The organism is Mesorhizobium sp. CNPSo 4661 (assembly GCF_057784215.1).
Map to the genome: position 1 here is coordinate 346,988 of NZ_JBWGIO010000001.1, position 22,063 is coordinate 369,050.

Here is a 22,063-nt window from a genome sequence, read left to right on the forward strand (position 1 = left end):
CCTAACGCGCCGCCCGCGAGTGGCGGTTCACATAATCTTCCACCATTTTCAAGTCGGAGGGAAGTGTCGTGTATTTTTCGTCGGCTGTCATCAAGCCGCCTAGCCATGCGGGCAGGGCAGGAGCGATGCCGCTCGCGGCCTCGACCGCTGCCGGGAATTTCGCCGGGTGCGCGGTGCCGAGCACCACCATGGGCACCGGACCGGAGGCGTGCGCGGCCGCGACATGAACGGCGGCGGCCGTGTGCGGATCGAGCAGGTAGTTGCTCGCTTCCAGCGTCGTACGGATGGTCGCGGCGACCTCGTCGACACTGGCGCGGCCGGCGTCGAACTCGGCGCGGATGCGCTTGAGCTCGCCTCCCTCGATGGTGAAGGCGCCCGACTGCTTCAGCCCGTTCATATAACGCCTGACCGTCTCGGCGTCGCGACCGGCCGCCTCGAACAGCAGCCGCTCGAAATTCGACGACACCTGGATGTCCATCGACGGCGAGGTCGTGGCGAACACGCCCTTGGTACGGTATTCGCCGCTCGCCAGCGTACGAGCCAGGATATCGTTGTCGTTGGTGGCAATGATCAGCCGTTCGATCGGCAGGCCCATGCGCTTGGCGGCGTAACCGGCGAAAATATCGCCGAAATTGCCGGTCGGCACGGTGAAGGAAACCGGCCGGTCCGGCGCGCCGAGCGACAGCGCCGACGAGAAATAATAGACGATCTGGGCCATGATGCGGGCCCAGTTGATCGAATTGACGCCCGACAGCGACACTCGGTCGCGAAAGGCGTGATCGTTGAACATGTCCTTCACCAGGCCCTGGCAATCGTCGAAATTGCCTTCGACCGACAGCGCGTGGACGTTTGCCGCGCTCGACGTCGTCATCTGGCGCTGCTGCACCGGCGAGACCTTGCCGTGTGGGAAAAGGATGAAGATGTCGGTGCGGTCGCGGCCGGCGAAGGCGTCGATCGCGGCACCCCCGGTGTCGCCCGAGGTCGCGCCGACGATGGTGGCGCGCTGTCCGCGTTCGGCAAGCACATGGTCCATCAGCCGCGCCAGCAACTGCATCGCCACGTCCTTGAAGGCCAGCGTCGGGCCATGGAACAACTCGAGGACGAAGGTGTTTTTGCCGGTCTGCACCAGCGGGCAGACGGCCTCGTGCCGGAAAGTCGCATAGGCCTCGCGCACCAGCCGCTCGAAGACGGGCGCCGCGATGTCGCCGCCGAGGAAGGGCGTCAGCACGCGGATGGCAAGGTCGGGGTAGGCGAGCCCGCGCATTGCGCGGATATCGGCTGCCGAAAATTGCGGCCACTCGCGCGGCACATAAAGCCCGCCGTCGCGCGCCAGCCCGGCCAGCACCGCGTCGGAAAATCCAAGCGCGGGCGCATCCCCGCGGGTACTCACATATTGCATCGTCAAAGGCCCATTGCTGCCGGTCGCGTCATCCACGGCAATTGGTTAATTTTCCGAGCCGGCTCAGTCGCATTTTTGCCGCGCGGTTGCTATACGTCACCGGCTTTGTGAGAGGGAAGTGCAGTTTCATGGCGTTTTATTCGGTCAACCGTCGTCTTGTCGCGGGTCTGGCGCTCACCGGCTTTATGCTCGCCGCCGCCGGCTGCCAATCGGGCGACAATGGCATACTGGACCTGGGTTTTGGCAAGAAGAGCGATCCGACCGCGCCGCCGCCGCCGCAGGATCCCAAGATCCTCGCCAGCCAGTTGCGCGCCTATTGCCCGAAGGTGACGTTGCGCGACGGCACCGCTTATTTCAACACCTACGCCAAGGGCACCGCGGCGAAGCCGAAGAAAAAGAAGCTTGATCCCGCGGCGCAAGCCGAGGCCGAGGCAGCCGCCGCGGCCGCCCAGACCGGTCCCAACGGCCAGCCGATCGATCCCGATCACGATCCGTCGAAGGTCATCTACCAGGCCGCCATCACTGACGTGACGCGCGATTGCACCCATGCCAACGGCCAGATGTCGATGAAGATAGCCGTCGCCGGCAAGGTCGTGCCGGGGCCGATGTTCGCGCCCGGCACCGTCACCATGCCGATCCGCATCGCGGTCCAGCACGGCGACGAGGTGCTTTATTCGCAATTGCATCCGTACCAGGTGCAGGTCACCGATCCCTCGGCCGCCACCCAATTCGTCTTCGTCGACAGCAATGTCGTGGTGCCGGAGCCGACCGCGCGCGACTACCAGGCCTATGCCGGCTATGACGAGAACACGCCGGCCGCCTCGGCGGACAAGTCGAAAGGCAAGAAGAAGAAGCGCGCTCCGGCCATGAACTAGACTGGCCAGCCGGGCAGGCTTCTAACGAACCCTAGAGCAATTCCGGGAAAGGTGTGAGCGGTTTTCCGTCCGGAATTGCGTAAAAACAAAGGGATAGAGCGGTTCGCCGTTTCCGTGAAACGGTGAAACGCTCTAGGCGTCTTCCGACCACTCCGACAGCGCCGCGATCGTGCTGTTGAGTTCCGCCCAGCGCCGGATGACCGTTTCGGCGCCGGCCTCGGTCAGCGCGTCGGCGTGGCCGGGATAGCTGTGCCCGGCGCCGGTGAAGCCGATGACGCGCATGCCGGCCGCCCTGGCGCCGGCGATGCCATGCACGGAATCCTCGATGACGAAGGTGTTCTTCGGGTTGGCGCCGAGCTTCTCGGCGGCGTAGAGGAACACGTCCGGCGCCGGCTTGGTCTTCTTGCTGGGGATATCGAGGCCGGAAAAGATGCGGCCGGCGAAGAACGGCAGCAGCCGGACCTTCTCAAGCATGAACTCGACCCGCTCGGTCGACGAATTGGAGCAGACCGCGCGCGGCGCGGTGACGGCGGCGACCGCCTCGCGGGCGCCGTCGATGATGCGCACGTCCGAGCGCAGCTTGCGGTCGACCAGTTCCTCGGCGCGGTCGATCAGCGAGGCCTGGAACGGGATCTGCGACTTTTCCTCGACCCGCAGCATGATGTCCTTGAAGGTCAGGCCGGCATAGGTCTCGGCAAGCTCCTCGGCCGATATCTCGAACCCGGCCGACGTCAAAAGCTCGGCCTCGACGCGCGCGGCGACGATTTCGGAATCGACGAGCACGCCGTCGCAATCGAAAATGACAAGATCTGGCTGGGGCATGGCAATCCGAAAGAAATTGGGGAAGGGCCTGACTGGCTTAGAGCATGATGCCGAAAAGTGTGGAGCGGTTTTCGGACGACATCATGCTCCATTTCTTTGATCCAGAGCCGGATTCAGATTTCAGGTCATGTCGACCTGAAATCTGAATCCGGCTCTAGGCGGGCGCGGCATACACCAACGGGCGGGCGGGCGCAAACCGCGTGAGCCCGGTCTCAGGTCTTCACCGAATGTTTACGCTGATCGGTAACCATAACAGCCAGTAAACCGTAACGCGTTCCTTTGGGTGTTTTGATGTCAGCCGTGCGTCTTCTCGACGAGCTTTCCCACGCTCCCCAGCAGTCCGAATGGCTGGACACCATCCTGAAGGGCGATTGCGTCGCCGCCCTCGACAGGCTGCCGGAAAAGTCGGTCGACATCATCTTCGCCGACCCGCCCTACAATCTCCAGCTCGACGGCGACCTGCATCGGCCCGACCAGTCAAAGGTCGACGCCGTCGACGACGATTGGGACCAGTTCGAGAGTTTCGAGGCCTATGACGCCTTCACCCGCGCCTGGCTGCTCGCGGCGCGCCGCGTGCTGAAGCCCAGCGGCACCATCTGGGTCATCGGCTCCTACCACAACATCTTCCGCGTCGGCGCCCGCATGCAGGATCTCGGCTTCTGGATCCTCAACGACGTCGTCTGGCGCAAGACCAACCCGATGCCGAACTTCCGCGGCCGCCGCTTCCAGAACGCGCATGAGACGATGATCTGGGCTTCGCGCGACCAGAAGGCCAAGGGCTACACCTTCAATTACGAAGCGCTGAAGGCCTCGAACGACGATCTGCAGATGCGCTCCGACTGGCTGTTCCCGATCTGCACCGGCGGCGAGCGGCTGAAGGACGAGAACGGCAACAAGCTGCATCCGACGCAGAAGCCGGAGGCGTTGCTGGCCCGCATCATGATGGCCTCGACCAAGCCGGGCGACGTCGTGCTCGATCCCTTCTTCGGTTCCGGCACCACCGGCGCCGTCGCCAAGCGCCTCGGCCGCCATTTCGTCGGCATCGAGCGCGAGCAGGCCTATATCGACGCCGCCAATGAGCGCATCGCCGCTGTGCGCCCGCTGGAAAACGCCGATCTCACCGTGCTTTCGGGCAAGCGCTCCGAACCGCGCGTCGCCTTCATCAGCCTGATCGACAACGGCCTGGTGACGCCGGGCGCCACGCTCTACGACGCCAAGAAGCGCTGGGCCGCGAAAGTGCGCGCCGACGGCACGCTGGCGATCGGCGACAGCGCCGGCTCTATCCACAAGATCGGCGCCGAAGTGCAGGGTCTCGACGCCTGCAACGGCTGGACCTTCTGGCACTATGAGCGCAGCGGCGGCCTGACCCCGATCGACGAATTGCGCCGCATCGCCCGCCTCGGCATGGAGCGGGCAGGGGCCTGAATCAACACTTCAACGGATCGCCGCAAGCGATTCAGTTCAAGCTGCAATCCCGAACCGCTCAAGGTCTGCTTTAAGCGTCCTGGCGTCGGTGAACAGCACCGACTGCCAGCCGGCGGCCTTGGCCCCGTCGACATTCTTCTGGCTGTCGTCGATGAACAGCGTGGCCGATGGCTCGAGGCCGAATGCGGTTACGTGGTGATCGTAGATGGCGCGGTCGGGCTTGATCTGGCGGATGTCGGCCGACACGGTCACGCCGCGCGGCCGGTTGAGAAAGTCGAAACGCTGCCTGGCTTCGGCAAGCGTGTCGGCGGCGAAGTTGGTCAGCATGGTCACATCGTGGCCGCGCTCGATCAGGCCGAGCATGATGGCGACGCTGTCGTCATAGGCATGCGGCACCATCTCGTGCCAATGGCGGCGGAAATTACGGATGTTCTCGGCGTGATCGGGATGCTCGGCAATCAGCAGCGCCTCGGCATCTTCCCATGTGCGGCCGCGATCCTGCTCGATGTTCCAGTCATGCGTGCAGACATTGTCGAAGAACCATTTCCGCTCGTCGGCATCCGGAATGAGGCGGCTGAACGGGATATTCGGATCGTAGTGGATCAGCACCCTGCCGATGTCGAACACGATATGGCGGATTTCGGTCATTGCGGGCCTTTCGGTTTCTTGGTCGCGCCCGGTATCGCCGCTTCGATTACCTTTTTCATGACGGTGGGCAGCGCTTCCCCGGAAATTTCATGGGCCAGCGACCAGAAATGTCCTGCCGGCGCATCGTCCTTGATTTGGGCATGGAAGACTTCGAGTTCGAGCGCGAAATGGGTGAAGACATGCCCGATCTGGCCGGCACGCCGCCAATCGGCGTGAAAGGTCGCGGCGTCGGCGGTCGTGGCGCCGTCGACCCGCGCCGTCCAGCCGGTCGTCGGCACCTCGGTCATGCCGCCGAGCAGGCCCCTCTCCGGCCTTTTGCGCATAAGGATGGCACCGTCCTCGCGCTCGGCGACGAAGGCCGCACCCTTGCGCAGCGGCTTGTCGTCCTTCGGCAGGCGGACCGGAAACCGTTCCGGGTCGCCGGCGAGGATTGCGCTGCAATCCTCGCGCACCGGGCAGAGCATGCAGCGCGGCCGCTTCGGTGTGCAGATCGTGGCGCCGAGGTCCATCATCGCCTGGGCGAAATCGCCGGGCCGGTTTTGCGGCACCAGCTTCTCGACCAACGCGCGGATTTGCGGCTTGGCTTCGCTAAGCGGTGTTTCGATCGCGTAGAGACGGGTCACGACCCGCTCGACATTGCCGTCCACGACCGCCGCCGGCCGGTCGAAGGCGATTGCCGCGATCGCCGCCGCCGTATAGGCGCCGATCCCCGGCAATTCGCGCAGGCCCGCCTCGGTATCAGGGAAGCGGCCGCCCCGGAGCGCCACGAGGTCCGCGCAGGCTTTCAGGTTGCGAGCCCTGGAATAATAGCCGAGACCGGCCCAGGCCTTCATTACATCCTCGGCGGGCACCGCGGCCAGCGCTTCGACCGTCGGCCATTTCTCGACGAAATTGCGGAAATAGGCTTTCACCGCCTCGACCGTGGTCTGCTGCAGCATCACCTCGGACATCCAGACGCGATAGGGATCGGCCCTCACGCCACGCGCAAACGCGACCGGCGTGACGCGCCAGGGCAGGTCGCGATGATGCGCGTCATACCAGGCAAGCAGGCGGGGTCCGATATCCAAGTATCCAGCTTTGCTGGTATCTCCGGATCCGGTATCGCCGGCTGCGGCGTTCTGTGATGCCTTGCGGGTCTGATCGAGCGGTGCCATTGATCGGATGAGTTGGGGAACTGGAGAACGCACATGGCAGGGAAAAGGGCCTTCGGCAATCCCGTTCCGGTGAGCGATCTCGCCACCGAGATACTCGATCCGGTGCTGAAGAAGCGCGCCGGCATCTCGATAGGGCTGGTGCAGTCCTGGGAAGAGATCGCCGGGCCGCGGCTCGCCACCCACTCGCGGCCGGAAAAGATCCAGTGGCCGCGCCGCCTGCACGAGGACGATCCTTTCGAGCCGGCGACGCTGATCATCGCCTGCGAAGGTATGGCGGCATTGCATCTGCAGCACGAGGCCGGCGAGGTGATCAACCGCGTCAACGCCTTCCTGGGTTTCAACGCGGTCGGCCGCATCAAGATCCTGCAAAAGCCGGTGCTTTCGCAAAAGGCGCGGCCGAAACCGGCGCCGCTCCCTTTGAGCGAGGCGGAGAAATCGAAGCTCTCACATCTGGTCGGCAAGATCGAGGATGACGGCCTGCGCGCTTCGCTGGAGCGGCTCGGCGCCACGATTATGGGTGAAAGGAAGCGCAAAGGGTCGTAAGAAACGTCATGAATGCGTCACCAATCTCGCGCATTCGTGATGCTCATGACCGAGTTTCGCGATTGGATTGGGGAACGCGATGCCTTAATTCGCGCCAACTCTCGCCTTTTCTAGCCGCTGCATTGCAAAATCCAACTCATATCAGGTGATTCGCATGAACCGCGCCCCGTTTGGCAATAGCTTGTCCCGCAGAAACGTACTGACCACGCTGGCCGCTGTTCCTGCGGTGGCGTTGCTTGCCGCATGCAGCAACTCCGGCGAGGAGGCGAAGGCCGCCGATGTGAAGCCGGCCGATCCGTCGACGCCCGCCAAGCCGGCCGCTACTCCGGCTGCGGCTCAGGTTCCGCAATCGAGCGGCGACGTCGACATGGCCGAGCTGCTGAAGCCTGGCGCCCTGCCCGAAAAGCAGCTCGGCAAGGATGACGCCAAGGTCACAATCGTCGAATATGCGTCTATGACCTGCCCGCATTGCGCGCATTTTGCCATGACCACCTTCCCTGAGTTGAAGACCAAGTATATCGACACCGGCAAGGCCCGCTACATCCTGCGCGAGTTCCCGTTCGATCCGAGCGCCGAGGCCGGCTTCATGCTGGCGCGCTGCTCCAAGGACAACTACTTCGCCATGGTCGACGTGCTGTTCAAGCAGCAGCCGAGCTGGGTTGGCGTCAACAACACCAAGGAAGCGCTGCTGCAGATCTCCAAGCTGGCCGGTTTTACACAGGAGTCCTTTGAGTCCTGCTTGACGGACCAGAAACTTCTGGACGATGTGAGAGCAGTCCAGAAACGCGGAGCGGACGAGTTCAAGGTCGACTCGACGCCGACCTTCTTCATCAACGGAAAGACCTACAAAGGGGCGATGTCGATTGAGGAAATGTCGGCCATCATCGACCCTCTGCTCTGACATCCAGGCCGCGCCGAAGCGGTCCGGCTTCGGCGCGCGCGGACCTTTGTCTTGTCGCGGGTTCTTGTCGCAAAACCGCGGAACACTTTTGCGGAACCCGCTTAAGGGGCGGCGCGAATGAAATTTTCGCGCCTTCGCCTCCTCGGTTTCAAATCCTTCGTCGAGCCCGGTGAGTTCGTCATCGAACGCGGGCTGACCGGCATTGTCGGGCCGAACGGCTGCGGCAAGTCGAACCTCGTCGAAGCCTTGCGCTGGGTGATGGGCGAAAGCTCCTACAAGAACATGCGCGCGTCCGGCATGGACGACGTGATCTTCTCCGGCTCCGGCGCGCGCCCGGCCCGCAACACCGCTGAAGTCACGCTTTTCCTCGACAACACCGACCGCACGGCGCCCGCCGCCTTCAACGATGCCGATGAATTGCAGGTGTCACGCCGCATCGAGCGCGAGGCGGGCTCGCTCTATCGCATCAACGGCAAGGAAGCGCGCGCCAAGGACGTGCAGTTGCTGTTCGCCGACCAGTCGACCGGCGCCCGTTCGCCTTCCATGGTCGGGCAAGGCCGCATCGGCGAGCTGATCCAGGCCAAGCCGCAGGCCCGCCGCGCGCTGCTGGAAGAGGCCGCCGGTATTTCCGGCCTGCATACGCGCCGCCATGAGGCCGAACTCAGGCTCAAGGCGGCCGAGCAGAACCTCGAGCGCCTGGACGACGTCGTCGGCGAGCTCGAAGGCCAGATCGAGAGCCTGAAGCGCCAGGCGCGCCAGGCCTCGCGCTTCAAGAACCTGTCGGCCGATATCCGCAAGGCCGAAGCGACGCTGCTGCATCTGCGCTGGACGCTGGCGAAGACCCAGGAAGGCGAGGCGCGTTCCGCGCTTGCCGTCGCCACCACGCTGGTCGGCGACCGGGCCGCCGCCCAGATGGCCGCGGCAAGAGAGCAGGGCATCGCCGCGCATCGGCTGCCGGACCTGCGCGACGCGGAAGCCGCCGCCGCTGCCGCCTTCCAGCGCCTGTCGATCGCCAAGACGCAGATCGAGGAAGAGGCCGGCCGCATCCGCGCCCGCCAGACCGAGCTTGAACGCCGACTGCAGCAGCTGGACGCCGACATCGCCCGCGAGGAGCGGATGGTGCGCGACAACGCCGATATCCTCGAGCGCCTGCGCACCGAGGAAGCCGAGCTCAATTCAGAAAACGCCGGTGCCGCCGAGCGCGAGGCGACCACGCGCGCCGCTTTCGAACAGGCCGGCGCGACGCTGTCGCAAAGCGAAGCCAAGCTTGCTGCGCTGACCGCCGAACGCGCCGAGGCGGCCGCCTCGCGCCACCAGATCGAGCGCAGCCTGCGCGAGACAGCCGAGCGTCGCGACCGCTTCGCCCGCCAGCTCGCCGAGGTCGACCGCGAGCTTTCCGACATCGTCGCGCGCATTTCCGGCCTGCCGGATCCGGCCGAGAAGCGGCTTTTGGTCGAAGATGCGCTTGCCCGGCTGGAAGAGAGCGAGGCCGGCACCATCGCCGCCGAGCAGGCCGTCGCCGAGGCGCGCGCCGCCGAAAGCGCCGCAAGGCCTCCGCTGCAGGACGCCAGGGCGGAACTGGCGCGCATCGAGACCGAAGCGCGCACGCTGGCCAAGATACTCAACGCCACCAGCGGCGGCGATCTTTTCCCTTCGGTGCTGGAGCAGATCAGCGTCGAGCGCGGCTATGAAACCGCGCTTGGCGCAGCCCTTGGCGAGGACCTCGATGTTCCGCTCGACCGCAGCGCCCCGGTGCACTGGGGCGAAAGCGCGGTGCAGCCCGGCGATGCGTCGCTGCCCGAAGGCGTGAAGAGCCTGGCAAGCGTCGTGCGCGCGCCGGCGCAGCTTGCGCGCCGCTTGGCGCAGATCGGTATCGTCGAAGCCGCCGATGGCCGCCGTCTTCAAGCGCTGTTGGCGCCTGGCCAGCGGCTGGTCAGCCGCGACGGCGCGCTGTGGCGCTGGGACGGCCTGACCGCGAGCGCCGACGCCCCGACCGCCGCCGCGCTGCGGCTGGCGCAGAAGAACCGCCTGGCCGAGCTCGATGCCGAAGCCGTGCAGGCGACGCGCGTCGTGCGCGAGGCCGAGGAAGCGCTGGCGCATGCCGAGCAGGCGATGCGCCAGGCAAGCGAGGCCGAGCGCAATGCACGCCAGGCCGGCCGCGACGCCCAGCATGCGCTGGATGCCGCGCGCAACGCGCTGGCCGAGGCCGAGAAGGCCGGCGGCGAGCTGTTGAGCCGGCGCGCCGCGCTTGAAGAGGCACGCGCTCGCATCGTCGATAGCCATGAGGAGACGCAGGCCGCCTTCCTCGAAGCCGAGGAGATGCTGAAGGACGCGCCCGATCTTGGCGATCTGCAATTGCAACTCGAACAGGCCTCCGCCAACGTGTCGCGCGATCGCGCCACGCTTGCCGATGCGCGCGCCGTGCATGAAGGGCTGCGGCGCGAGGCCGAGGCGCGCATTCGCCGGCTGGATGCCATCGGCGCCGAGCGCAAGAATTGGCTGGAACGCGCCGAAAACGCCTCGACGCAGATCGCCGCCCTTGGCGAGCGCAAGGCCGAGGCCGAAGCAGAGCGCGAGAGGCTGGCCGATGCGCCCGACGAGATCGACGCCAAGCGCCGCGCCTTGCTGACTCAGCTCTCCGAGGCCGAGGCGTTGCGTCAGGCCGCAGGCGACCGCCTGCAGGAGGCGGAGAACAGGCAGGCCGAGCTCGACAAGGCGGCTACCGCCGCCATCCAGTCGCTCGCCGAATCGCGCGAAACCCGCGTTCGCGCCGAGGAGCGGCTCACCGCGGCCGACGAACGCCGCGTCGAGGTCGAGGCGCGCATCCAGGAAGCGCTGAACACGCCGCCGCATCTGGTCATCAAGCATACCGGCCTCGAAGCCGACGATCCGATGCCCGACATGGCCGAGATCGAACGCCAGCTCGACCGGCTGAAGATCGAGCGCGAGCGGCTCGGCGCCGTCAATCTGCGCGCCGAGGAAGAGCAGCGGGAATTGTCGGAGCGTCTGGAAACCATCGTCTCCGAGCGAGAGGACATCATCGAGGCGATCAGAAAACTGCGCCAGGCGATCCAGAGCCTCAACCGCGAGGGCCGCGAGCGGTTGCTCTCGGCCTTCGAGGTTGTCAACGGCCATTTCCAGCGGCTGTTCTCGCATCTGTTCGGCGGCGGCACGGCCGAGCTGCAGTTGATCGAGTCCGAGGATCCGCTGGAGGCGGGGCTGGAAATCCTCGCCCGTCCGCCTGGCAAGAAGCCGCAGACGATGACGCTGCTTTCGGGCGGCGAGCAGGCGCTGACGGCGATGTCGCTGATCTTCGCCGTGTTCCTGACCAATCCGGCGCCGATCTGCGTCCTGGACGAGGTCGACGCGCCGCTCGACGACCACAATGTCGAACGCTTCTGCAATCTGATGGACGAGATGTCGAAGACCACCGAGACGCGTTTCGTCATCATCACCCACAACCCCATCACCATGGCGCGCATGGACCGGCTGTTCGGCGTCACCATGGCCGAGCAGGGCGTCAGCCAGCTGGTCTCGGTCGACCTGCAGGCCGCCGAAGCGATGCGCGAGGCGAGCTGAGGCGGATCAGTGTTAGGTTTGCCCCTATCAAACTGCACGTAGCAAAATCGTGCAGGCATAGCCTCCTAAGGTAGCTGCTGTTGCCTGTATCGAGTATTCTGGGTCATGGGAGATCGTCTTTCGCCTGAAGCGCGCAGCGCCCACATGCGCTTGATAAGGAAGAAGAACACAAGGCCAGAAATCCAGGTTCGAAAGCTGCTACACGCACTCGGCTATCGCTTCCGACTGCACCGCCACGATTTGCCGGGTTCGCCCGACATTGTTCTTCCGAAGCGTAGGACAGCCATCTTCGTTCACGGCTGCTTTTGGCATCAGCATGCGGGATGCCGCCTTGCGCGTAAGCCAAAATCACGCCTGGAATATTGGCTTCCCAAGTTGGAGCGTAATGCAATGCGAGATCAAGAAATTGACATGCGCCTTCGTGAGCTAGGCTGGCACTCTGTGACGATATGGGAATGCGAGACACAGCACGATGAGTCCTTGCGAAGAAGGTTGCTTGAGCTTCTCTCTCAAGCAGCTTCGCGCTCTCGGTAGACGGCGCCTCGCCCGAGACCGGTGCCGGGATGCGCTGAATCACTATGGGCTAAGTGAAGAAATTTTTTCGCGACTGGCAGTCTCCTTTCGGGGGGCGGAAAAGCTTCCTGTGCAGATGGCGCTAACGTTGACATCCCGTGGGCTCCATTGATGCCAAAGAACTGCGCAGCCACCTCTCGAGCTAAACTCTCAGCGAGCGCGGATGGCACGGCATTGCCGACCATCTTTTGAATTTCCGCATGGTTGCAATTGAAGCGAAGCCCATCCGGGAATGTCTGGAGCCGGCAAAGCTCCTCCTTTGAAAGACGCCTATTTTCCCAATGGAAAGGTCCGGTAGCCGGACCCGGTTGTGCTTGAATAGTCCATGATGGCTTGTCCTTTGCCAGCTTCAAGAGGAAGTTCCAATAGCGTCGACGCCATCCAAAAAGCGCAGCACCACCGCCACGGTCGGTGTGCCAAAGATAGTTCTGCCCTTCAGGAATAGAGGGCAGTAAATCGGCCCATTTGCCTTTGACCTTCAGCGATGACTTGTCTTTGATGGGATCGAGATCGGCAAACGCGTCCCAAGCGGTGCGGTGTCGGTTCTTACCGGCGAGAGCTTCGACGCTGTCCGATCGGAAGTGCGTTGGCGATGGAAATCGGAAGCTCCGCCCGTCCCTTGAACCGACAATGAAGACACGTTCCCTGAGCTGTGGCACGCCATAGTCCACTGCATTCAGAGCTCGACATTCCAGCGCGTAGTCGGTTCCGAGATCGCGATTGATCTCCTCGACCCCAGCTTGCAAGGCCACGATTCCTTCGCTCTTACCTCGATACGTTAGGCCGGGAACATTCTCTAGAAGGAATGTCTTGGGGCGTGTGTCGCGAAGTACCCGAAGATACTCGACCAGAGTGTCAGCGCGGGGATCGGAGAGCCGTCGAGAATCGCCTCGAGCCCAATAGCCGGACTTGCTGAACGGCTGGCAAGGCGGTCCCCCGATCAGAATATCTGCCTCACCGAGCCTGAGACCGGCAGTCGCCAAGATAGTCTCGGACGAAATCGCGGCGATAGGTCCTTCAAGGACGGGCCAATTTCGATTCAATCTTAGAGTTGCACATGCCGTCTCGTCAAAATCGAGCGCGACCCGCGTCTCAAACCCTGCCGCCTCAAATCCGAAATCGAGCCCACCAATGCCAGTGAACAAGGAAATAGCTTTAAGCGTCATGTTCACCTCACGCGGTTCTCGCATAGTGCGATTCGAAAACTTTCTCGGCGCTGACTGAGAAGATCGGCTCTGCTACCCCGATCATGTTTGCTATTCGGCCGATACAGGTTTTGTGCGGTTCCAGGTCTGTAGTGAGCGCGAAACGGAATTCCCAATTCTCCGTCACCGCGTGAAGGCATGCTGCTAGAACCGGGAAGTCCTCCGGCCGATAGTAACGAGAGCATGGATCACCCTTAGAGGCGCGCGTCTTCTGAAAATCGACCTTCGGCCGACCATCTGAATAGGTCGAGCGAAGTGTGTTCTTGCATTCGATCAAGATCGGCGCGCCCCCCTTCCATCTGAGCGAAATATCTGGCTTGCCATCAGCTTCAAGGCGAATACATTCAGAAACGCCCTTGAGCTTACTGAGTGTAGTTGCAAGGTGCTCCTCAGCGACCCATCCGCGGACCGCCATTTTCAGACGGCTAGCGCCCTCTATAAGGTCAAAGAGGGCGTCTGACGCGATCCCAAATTCTTCGAGGATGGGGTGTGAAATAGCCTTAGCCGGTCTAAGTGCCTTGAGTTTGTCCGCTACTAGGTGCCGCTCGCCTGGGTCTAGCCGATAAGCAATCCGCTCCAGAGCAATCAAGTCAAGCAACCGGTCTTGCTTGCCTCCGACCAGAACCTCGGTTCGGTAATCCTCAAGTTCGGCTGTGGGGCGATCTTTTGATTTTCCAGGTCGCCTATCGCGCTCCCAGACAGCCCAACCTTGCAGCCGAATTGACTCTACATGCTCGTGCTTGAACTCGATCGAGCGCGACATCGGTGCTGGGGTGTTCATCACCGGATCGGCGGCTACAAACAGGCCTTCCTTCAGGTCAATGCCCACGAACAATGTTGTGACAAGTCTGCTGGAGTCGATCGCGACTTCAAGCACGCCTTTGAGATTTCCGCCGTACTTGACCTGAAATCGATGCTCGTCGGCAGGACGATTTGTAATAAGTTTCGCATTTGCAAAAAACGCATATACGAGGATGCCATGTCGCTCGCCGGCTGGCGTGTCGAAAACGATGTAGAAGGGGGCTCGGCTCGCGTCGCTCGCATACACGATAGAACAGTCTCGCATCTCCAGTGCTCTTAGTACGAATGCGCGCAAGAGCTCTTTATCAGAGCGGCTTACTGAATAACTTTTCCACTCCAGCGCAGAGAGGACGTCCTTGTGGGCATCGAACGGGCTCATGCGAAAGCACTAACGCCTTATCGATGATTCGAGAATCTGCACCATCAAGCTCCCCCACCTTTGTGGCTGCTTAAGAGGTTAGTCAAATTTTATGAACAAAACAAGAACAAACTGTTCATAACCCTCGGCACAAAAGATGACCTCGTCAAGAAAATCCTCAGCCAACGATAGGCAACCAGCCTACTTCTCCGGAGCGGTAGCCGGCGCGGTATAGCGCCTCCGCACGGCGTCGATCACCAGCTTGCGACTCTCGTCGGCCGATAGCGTCTTGTCCTTCTCCGCCTCGGCTGTTTCGCGGGCCAGGTCCTTGTCCCTGATCTGGTGACGGAACCATTTGGAATAGTCGCCGGCGCGCAGGTGATATTCCCAGGTCTTGTCGTCGATGCCTTCGGCCATCCGGGCGAAGATGATGAGATTGTGAGCCCGCAGATTCATCGCCTTCTTCGGTCCGGTGAAATAGAAGCTGCCCGCTTCGTCGAGCTCGCCCTCGGCATATTTGCGGCTGTGCCGTTTCAGCGATTGGCTGGGCTCGATCGCCTTCACCGTGAACGGCTTCTTGGCCTCATGCGGCCGCCAGAAAAGCACGCGGTCGCCCTTGGGCAGCGGAATGTCCTTCGGCGCCTTGAGCCCGGTTTCCTTGCAGAAGGTCTTGATCACGCCCTTGGCCTTGGGTCCGAGCGCGATCACTGCCGTCACCAGACGCAACGCATCGGTGGAAATCGCTTCGGGATGCACGGTGATCAGCACCGTGCCGGGCAGCTCGATCGAAAGCACGGATCGCGTATCCCAGCGTCGCTTGGGCATCAAATGATGCGCTTCGTCGATGATCAGCCAGTGCGGCCTGGCCGTGCGATAGCGGACATTGCCGAGGCCAGGCAGCAATTCGGCGAAGAAGTCCGGGCGCTCGTCGACCTTCAGCGCCAGCCCGTTGACCACGACATTGGTCCCGGGCTTCTCGATCAATTCCAGCAATTGTTCCTTGTTCGGCGCGGTCGAGCCGTTGCCGAGCGGCACCGCGCCTTTCAGCCCGTCATAGTCGCCTTCGGGATCGAAGATGCAGAACTGCAGGCCTTTCTCGACCAGCCGCTCGGTCAGCGCCGTGGCCAGGGTCGATTTGCCGATGCCCGAGCTTCCGGCGATCAGCACCGTCTCCGTTGGCGACAGGTAAATCTCCTTGCCACGCGAGGTCCCGAGCAACACGCCGCGCGGGCGCCTTTTGGCGATTTGGTGATCGCGCTTGATCAGCTTGCGGATCAGTTCCTCGACGCCCTTGCCGCGCGGCGCCTTGGTGACGAGGTCGGCGGTTTCCTTGACGGCGGGCAGCGCGTTGGCGACCGCGACGCTGCAGCCCGAGGCTCTCAGGAAAGGGTGGTCGTTCTCGGCGTCGCCGACGGCCACGACATTGTGCGGCGACAGTTTCAGGTCTTCCAGCGCAGCCGCCAGCCCGGTCGCCTTGTTGATGCCAGAAGGCAGGATCATCACCGCGCCCTTGTTGAAGATGATCTCCAGCTCCAGCCCGAGCTTCTTGATGACGTCGAGCACGGTCGCCTGGTGCGGCTCCCAGGTGGCGACGATGGAACGACCGACCGACAGCGGTTTCACGCCGCGCTTCTTGAGCCTGTCGACGAAATCGACGGAAGGCGAGGGCGAGATCGTGCGTTCTTCCTCGCTGGCCGGCGTGTAGATCAGCGCGCCGTTCTCGGCGACCACCTTGTCGAACAAGGAAAGTTCCGGAAAAACCTCCTTGAGATCGGGCAATTCGCGACCTGTGACGAGGATCAGCTTTCGCCCCGATTTCTTGAGCTCCTCCAGCGCCGAGATTGTGCTGGCGTTGACCAGCCCGTCATGCGCCAGCGTGCCGTCATAGTCGGTGGCCAAAGCCATGAAATACATCGATTGAGCCTCTCCGTGAGCTGTCGTGTTCGGTTAGTCTGGAACGAACAACGCCCGTCGGTGGAAAAGGTTTAGGCCGACATGCCGGGCCGTAGCGATCACGACCGGGGGCGCCGCGCCGCGACAGGTCGAGGTTGCAGCGGGCGGTCGGCCCGGCCGAGGCTATCGCGTCGAGATCGTTTCCGACGGCATGAAGCGGACGTTTGCCGACCGGCTGTCGAGCGCGGAGGGCCCAGCGGGACGTAGCCAGTCGACGGAATGCCCATTTCTCTGCCAGCGGTACGATGCCAGCGCGCCGCCGACGGTCGGGGCGATCTCGACCGTCGCCAGGCCATCGGCGATCGCGACCATCCCACGCGAGCCTCTCGTCTCAAAATTCCCGTCCATCCTCCCTCCAATGGCTTGACTCTCATCGCCGGCCGGATAAAGACATATCATATGAATAGTATGAAGAATACGAAATCCTTCAGCACCGCCCGCACGTCGCGGGTCGTCGCGGCGGTCGCCAGCGGTTCGACGGCGTTGCATGCGACGGTCGTCGAGCAGATCGGGTTGCGCATCGTGCAGGGCGATTTCCTGCCTGGCGAGGCGCTCCCCAATGCCGACGATTCCAGTGAGATGCTTGGCGTCAGCCGCACCGTGCTGCGCGAGGCGATCAAGGTCCTGGCGGGCAAGGGGCTGGTCGAGTCGCGGCCGAAGACCGGCACGCGGGTGCGCCCGCGCTCCGACTGGAACTTCCTTGATCCCGACGTCCTTTCATGGCGCTACGCGGCGGGCGTCAGCGCCGAGGATGTCACGGCCCTATTCGAGCTGCGCCGGGCGATCGAGCCGATGTCGGCAGCGCTCGCGGCCAAGCGCGCGACGCCGGCACAACTTGCCGATCTCAATGCCGCCCTCGCCGAAATGGAGGCCGTGGGTGACGACGGCGACCGCTTCGCCAAGCCCGACCTCGTCTTCCACCAGACCATCCTGCGCATGACGGGCAATGAGTTGATCGGCTCTCTGGCGGCGTTGGTGGAGACAGCCCTGATGATGAGCTTCCGTCTCTCCAACGACAATCCGGAGGGGCAGCGCCACTCGCTGCCGCTGCATCGCGAGGTGGCCGAGAAGATCGCCGCCGGCGATGGAGGCGGTGCACAGCAGGCTCTTCTCGTGCTCATCGACAACGCCGAGGAAGATGTTCGCCGCAGTGTCGAGAACCGCAACAGGCGCCGTAAGGAACAGAAATCGTGAGCGAGCAGAAGCGAAAGCTGCGATCGACGGCATGGTTCGGCGGTGAAGGCAAGAACGCCTTCATGCATCGCAGCTGGATGAAGAACCAGGGTATTCCGGCCGACGCGTTCGACGGCCGCCCGGTGATCGGCATCTGCAACACCTGGTCGGAACTGACCCCATGCAATGCGCATTTGCGGGCGCTCGCCGATCACGTCAAGCGCGGCGTCTATGAGGCCGGTGGCCTGCCGGTGGAATTCCCGGTCATGTCGCTCGGCGAAAGCAATATGCGCCCAACGGCCATGCTGTTCCGCAACCTGGCGAGCATGGATGTCGAGGAGTCCATCCGCGGTAACCCGATCGATGGCGTCGTGCTTCTGGTCGGATGCGACAAGACCACGCCGGCCCTCCTGATGGGGGCGGCGTCATGCAACCTGCCGACCATCGCGGTGTCCGGCGGGCCGATGCTCAACGGCAAGTTCCGCGGCCAGGATATCGGTTCCGGCACCCATGTCTGGAAATTCGCCGAGGAGGTGAAGGCCGGCCGCATGAAGGTCGAGGATTTCCTGGCGGCCGAGCAAGGCCAGAGCCGGTCGGCCGGCAGCTGCATGACCATGGGTACCGCCTCCACCATGGCCAGCATGGTCGAGGCGCTCGGCATCGGCATGCCCGACAATGCGGCGATACCGGCAGTCGACTCGCGTCGCAGCGTGCTTGCGCAGCTGGCCGGCCGGCAGATCGTCGACATGGTCCACAAGGACGTGACGATTTCGCAGATCCTCACCCGGCAGGCCTTCGAGAACGCCATCCGGGTCAATGGCGCCATCGGCGGATCGACCAACGCGGTGCTGCACCTCATAGCGATCGCGCATCGCGTCGGCGTCGATCTCAGCCTCGACGACTGGGATCGCCTCGGTCGCGATGTGCCGACCATCGTCGATCTGATGCCGTCGGGTCGGTTCCTGATGGAAGATTTCTACTATGCCGGGGGGCTGGCTGCGGTCATGGCGTCGCTTGATGAAGTGGGGCTTCTTCATCGCGACGCCATGACCGTCAGTGGGAAGACCATCGGCCAGCTGGTCGACGGCGCGCCGAACTACAACAGCGAGGTGATCCGGCCGCTCGACCGGCCGCTGACCAGGGAAGGCGGCATATCGGTGCTGCGCGGCAATCTCGCCCCCAATGGCGCCGTCATAAAGCCGTCGGCGGCGACCCAGGCGCTGATGCAGCATCGGGGCAGGGCGGTCGTCTTCGAGAATATCGAGCACTATTACGCCCGCATCGACGATCCCGACCTCGATATCGACGCCTCCTGCGTGATGGTGCTCAAGAATTGCGGGCCGCGCGGCTACCCAGGCATGGCCGAGGTCGGCAACATGCCGCTGCCGGCCAAGCTCCTGAAGCAGGGTGTGTCCGACATGGTGCGCATCTCCGATGCGCGCATGAGCGGCACCGCCTATGGCACCGTGGTCCTGCACGTCGCTCCGGAAGCGGCGGCGGGCGGTGTGCTTGCCCTGGTTCGCGATGGCGATCTCATCGAGCTCGACGTGGCTGGCCGGCGTCTCGAATTGCTGGTTTCCGAGGAGGAGCTTGCCGCCCGCCGGGGCGACTGGAAGCCGCCGGCATCACCCCAGGGCGGCTACCAGAGCCTTTACGTCGAACGTGTCCTGCAGGCCGACAGGGGTTGCGATTTCGATTTCCTCGTCGGCCGCCGCGACGCCGGCATTCCCCGCCATTCGCATTAGGTGCCGCGATGACCACCGAAACCTACGCCGTCTACCCCAGCCTCAAGGGCCGCAGCGTCTTCATAACCGGCGGTGGCAGCGGCATCGGCGAGAGCCTCGTGCGCCATTTCTGCGCGCAAGGCAGCCGCGTCGCGTTCGTCGATACGGCGGCGGAGCCTTCCCTGCGGCTGGTGGCGGCGATCGCGGCGCAAGGCCATCCGGAACCGTTCTTCATTCCCTGCGATCTGCGCAATGTCGAGGCCCTGCAGGCAGCCGTCGAACAGGGGAGAGAGCGAAATGGCCCCATCCAGGTACTCTGCAACAATGCCGGCAATGACGACCGCCACCAGACCGCCGATGTCAGCGTCGCCTATTGGGACGACCGCATGGCCGTCAACCTGCGCCACCAGTTCTTCGCCGCCCAGGCCGTGCGCCCGCAGATGAAGGCGCTTGGCGGCGGCTCGATCATCAATTTCGGTTCCATCACCTGGATGGTCGGCGATCCGGATTGCCCGGCCTATGTGACGGCGAAGGCGGCCGTCTACGGCATGACGCGGGCGCTCGCCCGCGAACTGGGCCCCGAGCGCATCCGCGTCAACTGCATGGTGCCTGGCTGGGTGATGACGGAGCGCCAGATGCGTCTGTGGCTGACGCCGGCCGGCGAGCGCCAGATCGAGGAAAGGCAGTGCCTGCCCGACAGGCTGCAGCCTTCCGACATTGCGCGCATGGCGCTGTTTCTTGCCGCCGATGACAGCCGCATGTGCTCGAGCCAGCAATTCATCGTCGATGGCGGCTGGGTGTGACCGCCATCGGACCGCAGCAAAAAGGTAGCATCATGCGTCTCGTTCAGTTCGAATTGCCCGATGGCAGCCGTCGTGTTGGCCGCGTCAGCGCCGATGGCGATCACCTCAACCTCCTGGTCGGAACCGAAACCGTCCTCGAACTTGCCACGGCGGCCATCGCCGAGCGCAGGTCCATTGCGTCGCTCGTCGAGGAGCGGACCGGCGGCGGGAAAGTCGATTACGACCAGCTGCTGCGTGAAGGCCGCGTGCTCGCACCGGTCGACCATCCGGAGCCGGCGCGTTTCCTCATCACCGGCACCGGCCTGACGCATACGGGAAGCGCCGCCGCGCGCGACAAGATGCATGTGCTGACCCACGGCAAGGACGCCGCCGAATCCGACTCGCTGAAGATCTTTCGCATGGGGCTGGAGGGGGGCAAACCCGCGCCGGGAGAGCTGGGCGTCCAGCCCGAATGGTTCTTCAAGGGCGTCGGCACCTGCGTCGTCCCGCCTGGTGCTGCGTTGCCGCTGCCGGCCTTCGCCAAGGCGGGTGCCGAGGAGGCCGAGATCGTCGGCCTCTACCTCAACGGACCGGATGGCCGCCCCTACCGCATCGGCTACGCGCTGGGCAACGAGTATTCCGACCACGTGACCGAGGCCGAGAATTATCTCTACCTCGCGCACTCGAAACTCCGCTCCTGCTCGATCGGTCCCGAGCTGCTGATCGGCGAGCTGCCGCGGGAGGTGCGCGGACATTCCCGCATCCGGCGGGACGGCGCTGTCATCTGGGAGCAGGAATTCCTCTCCGGCGAAGCGCACATGTCGCATTCGATCGCCAATCTCGAGCACTACCATTTCCGCTACCCGATGCACCGCCGGCCGGGCGATCTGCACGCCTATTTCTTCGGCGCAGCGGTGATGAGCTACGCCTCTGGCATCAAGACGGCACCAGGCGACGAATACGAAATCCAGGCACCGGAATTCGGCAAGCCGTTGCGCAACCCGATGCAGGCGGTGCCGGACGAGGGGCTGGTGGCCGTCACCGCGCTGTGACGGCAAGACCCGCGGACTGAGATCATCACAACAACAAATGGGAGAATGATCATGCTGTTGAAGAGACTGCTTCTAGGGATAGCGAGTGTCGGCCTGGGCATCGGCCTGATGGCTTCGTCGGCGCTCGCCGCCAACCTGCGCGTGCTGGCTTGGGACGGCTACGCCGATGCGGACTGGGTCAAGGACTTCACCGCCGAAACCGGCATCGGCGTCGATGTCGTCTTCATCGGCAGCGACGACGAGATCTGGGCCAAGATCAAGGGCAGCGAAGGGCAGGACTTCGATGTCTTCGCCGTCAACACCGCGCAACTGCAGCGCTACATCAAGGCCGAGTTGGTCAACCCGATCGACCTTGCCAAGCTTCCCAACCAGAAGGAGGTGCTGCCGCGCTTCCGCGACCTCACGCAGGTCAGCGGCGACACCAAGGACGGCAAGGTCTACGGCATTCCGTTCTGCTTCGATTCCATCGGACTGATCTACGACACCGACAAGGTCAAGCCGGCGCCGACCTCGATGTCGGTGCTGTGGGATCCGGCCTACAAAGGCAAGGTGCTGGCCTATGACAATGGCGAGCACAATTTCTCCTTCACCGCGTTGACGCTGGGCTACAAGGACCCGTTCAATCTCGACGCCGAGCAGATGGCGGCGGTCAAGGCCAAGCTGGTCGAGCTGAAGCGCAACGTGCTCAGCTTCTATACCACCGCCGACGAGGCCCAGCAGATCTACCAGAACAACGACGTCGCCCTGATCTGGGCCAATTACGGTCAGCAGCAGGTCAAGGCCCTGCAGAAGATCGGCGCCCACGTCGCCTACATCAATCCGAGCGAAGGCGCGCTCGCCTGGCTCGACAACTGGGTCATCTCGAAAGGGGTTCGCGACAAGGAGGCGGCCGAGAAGTGGATCGACTTCATGCTCAGCAAGAAGGTCAGCGGCGCGCTGTCCGAGCGGACCGGCTTCGGCAATACCGTGGTCGAATCGAGCAGCGCCGGCAGCAACGACAAGCTGGTCTGGCTCAACAATGTCGAGGACCCGACCAAGCGCTCCGACCTGTGGAACGAGATCAAGGCGACGCCCTGATATCCTTCCGCCGAGCTTT

19 protein-coding genes are annotated in these 22,063 nt (G+C 63.5%); 11 read left to right on the forward strand and 8 right to left on the reverse strand.

Annotated elements, in window-relative coordinates; genetic code table 11:
- Nucleotide 1: 1 nt before the first annotated feature.
- On the reverse strand, nt 2-1,399 hold the full coding sequence (gene thrC, locus AC0YKC_RS01625; protein ID WP_488509463.1) for a threonine synthase: 1,398 nt from the start codon (nt 1,397-1,399) through the stop codon (nt 2-4).
- 128 nt (nt 1,400-1,527) lie between these two features.
- On the opposite strand from thrC, the gene AC0YKC_RS01630 reads away from it, so the two are divergent.
- The gene (locus AC0YKC_RS01630; RefSeq protein WP_488509465.1) at nt 1,528-2,274 is read left to right on the forward strand and encodes a hypothetical protein; all 747 of its coding nucleotides are present in this window, start codon (nt 1,528-1,530) and stop codon (nt 2,272-2,274) included.
- A gap of 132 nt (nt 2,275-2,406) precedes the next feature.
- Here AC0YKC_RS01630 and AC0YKC_RS01635 read toward each other — a convergent pair whose 3' ends face one another.
- A complete protein-coding gene (locus AC0YKC_RS01635; protein WP_320294787.1) occupies nt 2,407-3,096 on the reverse strand; it encodes an HAD family hydrolase in 690 nt (229 codons plus the stop codon).
- Nucleotides 3,097-3,387: 291 nt separating this feature from the next.
- Between AC0YKC_RS01635 and AC0YKC_RS01640 the strand changes: the two genes are divergently transcribed.
- Nucleotides 3,388-4,521, forward strand: coding sequence for a site-specific DNA-methyltransferase (locus AC0YKC_RS01640; RefSeq protein WP_434721720.1), 1,134 nt, complete (start codon nt 3,388-3,390; stop codon nt 4,519-4,521).
- Nucleotides 4,522-4,557: 36 nt separating this feature from the next.
- Here AC0YKC_RS01640 and AC0YKC_RS01645 read toward each other — a convergent pair whose 3' ends face one another.
- Together AC0YKC_RS01645 and mutY are read right to left on the reverse strand one after the other, a co-directional pair.
- The gene (locus AC0YKC_RS01645) at nt 4,558-5,169 is read right to left on the reverse strand and encodes an HAD family hydrolase (protein WP_488509468.1); all 612 of its coding nucleotides are present in this window, start codon (nt 5,167-5,169) and stop codon (nt 4,558-4,560) included.
- Nucleotides 5,166-6,323: an A/G-specific adenine glycosylase gene (mutY, locus tag AC0YKC_RS01650; RefSeq protein ID WP_488509470.1), complete on the reverse strand. Its 1,158-nt coding sequence runs from the start codon at nt 6,321-6,323 to the stop codon at nt 5,166-5,168. Before mutY ends, AC0YKC_RS01645 begins: the two co-directional genes overlap by 4 nt.
- Nucleotides 6,324-6,356: 33 nt before the next feature.
- On the opposite strand from mutY, the gene AC0YKC_RS01655 reads away from it, so the two are divergent.
- The 4 genes from AC0YKC_RS01655 to AC0YKC_RS01670 all read left to right on the forward strand — a co-directional run bounded on the left by AC0YKC_RS01655 (nt 6,357) and on the right by AC0YKC_RS01670 (nt 11,880).
- Entirely contained in the window at nt 6,357-6,866 is a 510-nt protein-coding gene (locus AC0YKC_RS01655; protein ID WP_434721722.1) for a DUF721 domain-containing protein, read from the forward strand.
- A 154-nt stretch (nt 6,867-7,020) separates the two neighbouring features.
- Complete coding sequence (locus AC0YKC_RS01660) at nt 7,021-7,767, forward strand: DsbA family protein (protein WP_320294792.1); 747 nt, start codon at nt 7,021-7,023, stop codon at nt 7,765-7,767.
- Nucleotides 7,768-7,884: 117 nt separating this feature from the next.
- Nucleotides 7,885-11,346, forward strand: a complete 3,462-nt coding sequence (gene smc / locus AC0YKC_RS01665) for a chromosome segregation protein SMC (RefSeq protein WP_488509472.1) — start codon at nt 7,885-7,887, stop codon at nt 11,344-11,346.
- Between the two features lie 105 nt (nt 11,347-11,451).
- Nucleotides 11,452-11,880, forward strand: a complete 429-nt coding sequence (locus AC0YKC_RS01670; protein ID WP_488509474.1) for a very short patch repair endonuclease — start codon at nt 11,452-11,454, stop codon at nt 11,878-11,880.
- Here the strand turns inward: AC0YKC_RS01670 and AC0YKC_RS01675 are convergent.
- The 4 genes from AC0YKC_RS01675 to AC0YKC_RS01690 all read right to left on the reverse strand — a co-directional run bounded on the left by AC0YKC_RS01675 (nt 11,856) and on the right by AC0YKC_RS01690 (nt 16,584).
- Nucleotides 11,856-13,085 (reverse strand): DNA cytosine methyltransferase, encoded by a 1,230-nt coding sequence (locus tag AC0YKC_RS01675; protein ID WP_488509476.1) that lies wholly within the window; start codon nt 13,083-13,085, stop codon nt 11,856-11,858. The two genes, AC0YKC_RS01670 and AC0YKC_RS01675, sit on opposite strands and share 25 nt — an antisense overlap.
- Nucleotides 13,086-13,092: 7 nt before the next feature.
- Nucleotides 13,093-14,304, reverse strand: a complete 1,212-nt coding sequence (locus AC0YKC_RS01680) for a hypothetical protein (RefSeq protein WP_488509478.1) — start codon at nt 14,302-14,304, stop codon at nt 13,093-13,095.
- A 180-nt stretch (nt 14,305-14,484) separates the two neighbouring features.
- Nucleotides 14,485-16,197 (reverse strand): HAD family hydrolase, encoded by a 1,713-nt coding sequence (locus AC0YKC_RS01685; RefSeq protein WP_488509482.1) that lies wholly within the window; start codon nt 16,195-16,197, stop codon nt 14,485-14,487.
- A gap of 162 nt (nt 16,198-16,359) precedes the next feature.
- Complete coding sequence (locus AC0YKC_RS01690; RefSeq protein WP_488509484.1) at nt 16,360-16,584, reverse strand: hypothetical protein; 225 nt, start codon at nt 16,582-16,584, stop codon at nt 16,360-16,362.
- Nucleotides 16,585-16,635: 51 nt separating this feature from the next.
- On the opposite strand from AC0YKC_RS01690, the gene AC0YKC_RS01695 reads away from it, so the two are divergent.
- From AC0YKC_RS01695 to AC0YKC_RS01715, 5 genes are read left to right on the forward strand one after another with little or no spacing between them, the layout of a single operon-like run.
- Nucleotides 16,636-17,430, forward strand: coding sequence for a FadR/GntR family transcriptional regulator (locus tag AC0YKC_RS01695; RefSeq protein WP_320294796.1), 795 nt, complete (start codon nt 16,636-16,638; stop codon nt 17,428-17,430).
- Nucleotides 17,427-19,154 (forward strand): IlvD/Edd family dehydratase, encoded by a 1,728-nt coding sequence (locus AC0YKC_RS01700; protein WP_488509486.1) that lies wholly within the window; start codon nt 17,427-17,429, stop codon nt 19,152-19,154. Before AC0YKC_RS01695 ends, AC0YKC_RS01700 begins: the two co-directional genes overlap by 4 nt.
- An 8-nt stretch (nt 19,155-19,162) precedes the next feature.
- The gene (locus AC0YKC_RS01705; protein WP_488509488.1) at nt 19,163-19,936 is read left to right on the forward strand and encodes an SDR family NAD(P)-dependent oxidoreductase; all 774 of its coding nucleotides are present in this window, start codon (nt 19,163-19,165) and stop codon (nt 19,934-19,936) included.
- A gap of 32 nt (nt 19,937-19,968) precedes the next feature.
- Nucleotides 19,969-20,967: an AraD1 family protein gene (gene araD1, locus AC0YKC_RS01710; RefSeq protein ID WP_434721727.1), complete on the forward strand. Its 999-nt coding sequence runs from the start codon at nt 19,969-19,971 to the stop codon at nt 20,965-20,967.
- Nucleotides 20,968-21,018: 51 nt separating this feature from the next.
- Nucleotides 21,019-22,044: an ABC transporter substrate-binding protein gene (locus tag AC0YKC_RS01715; protein WP_320294800.1), complete on the forward strand. Its 1,026-nt coding sequence runs from the start codon at nt 21,019-21,021 to the stop codon at nt 22,042-22,044.
- Nucleotides 22,045-22,063: the final 19 nt, after the last annotated feature.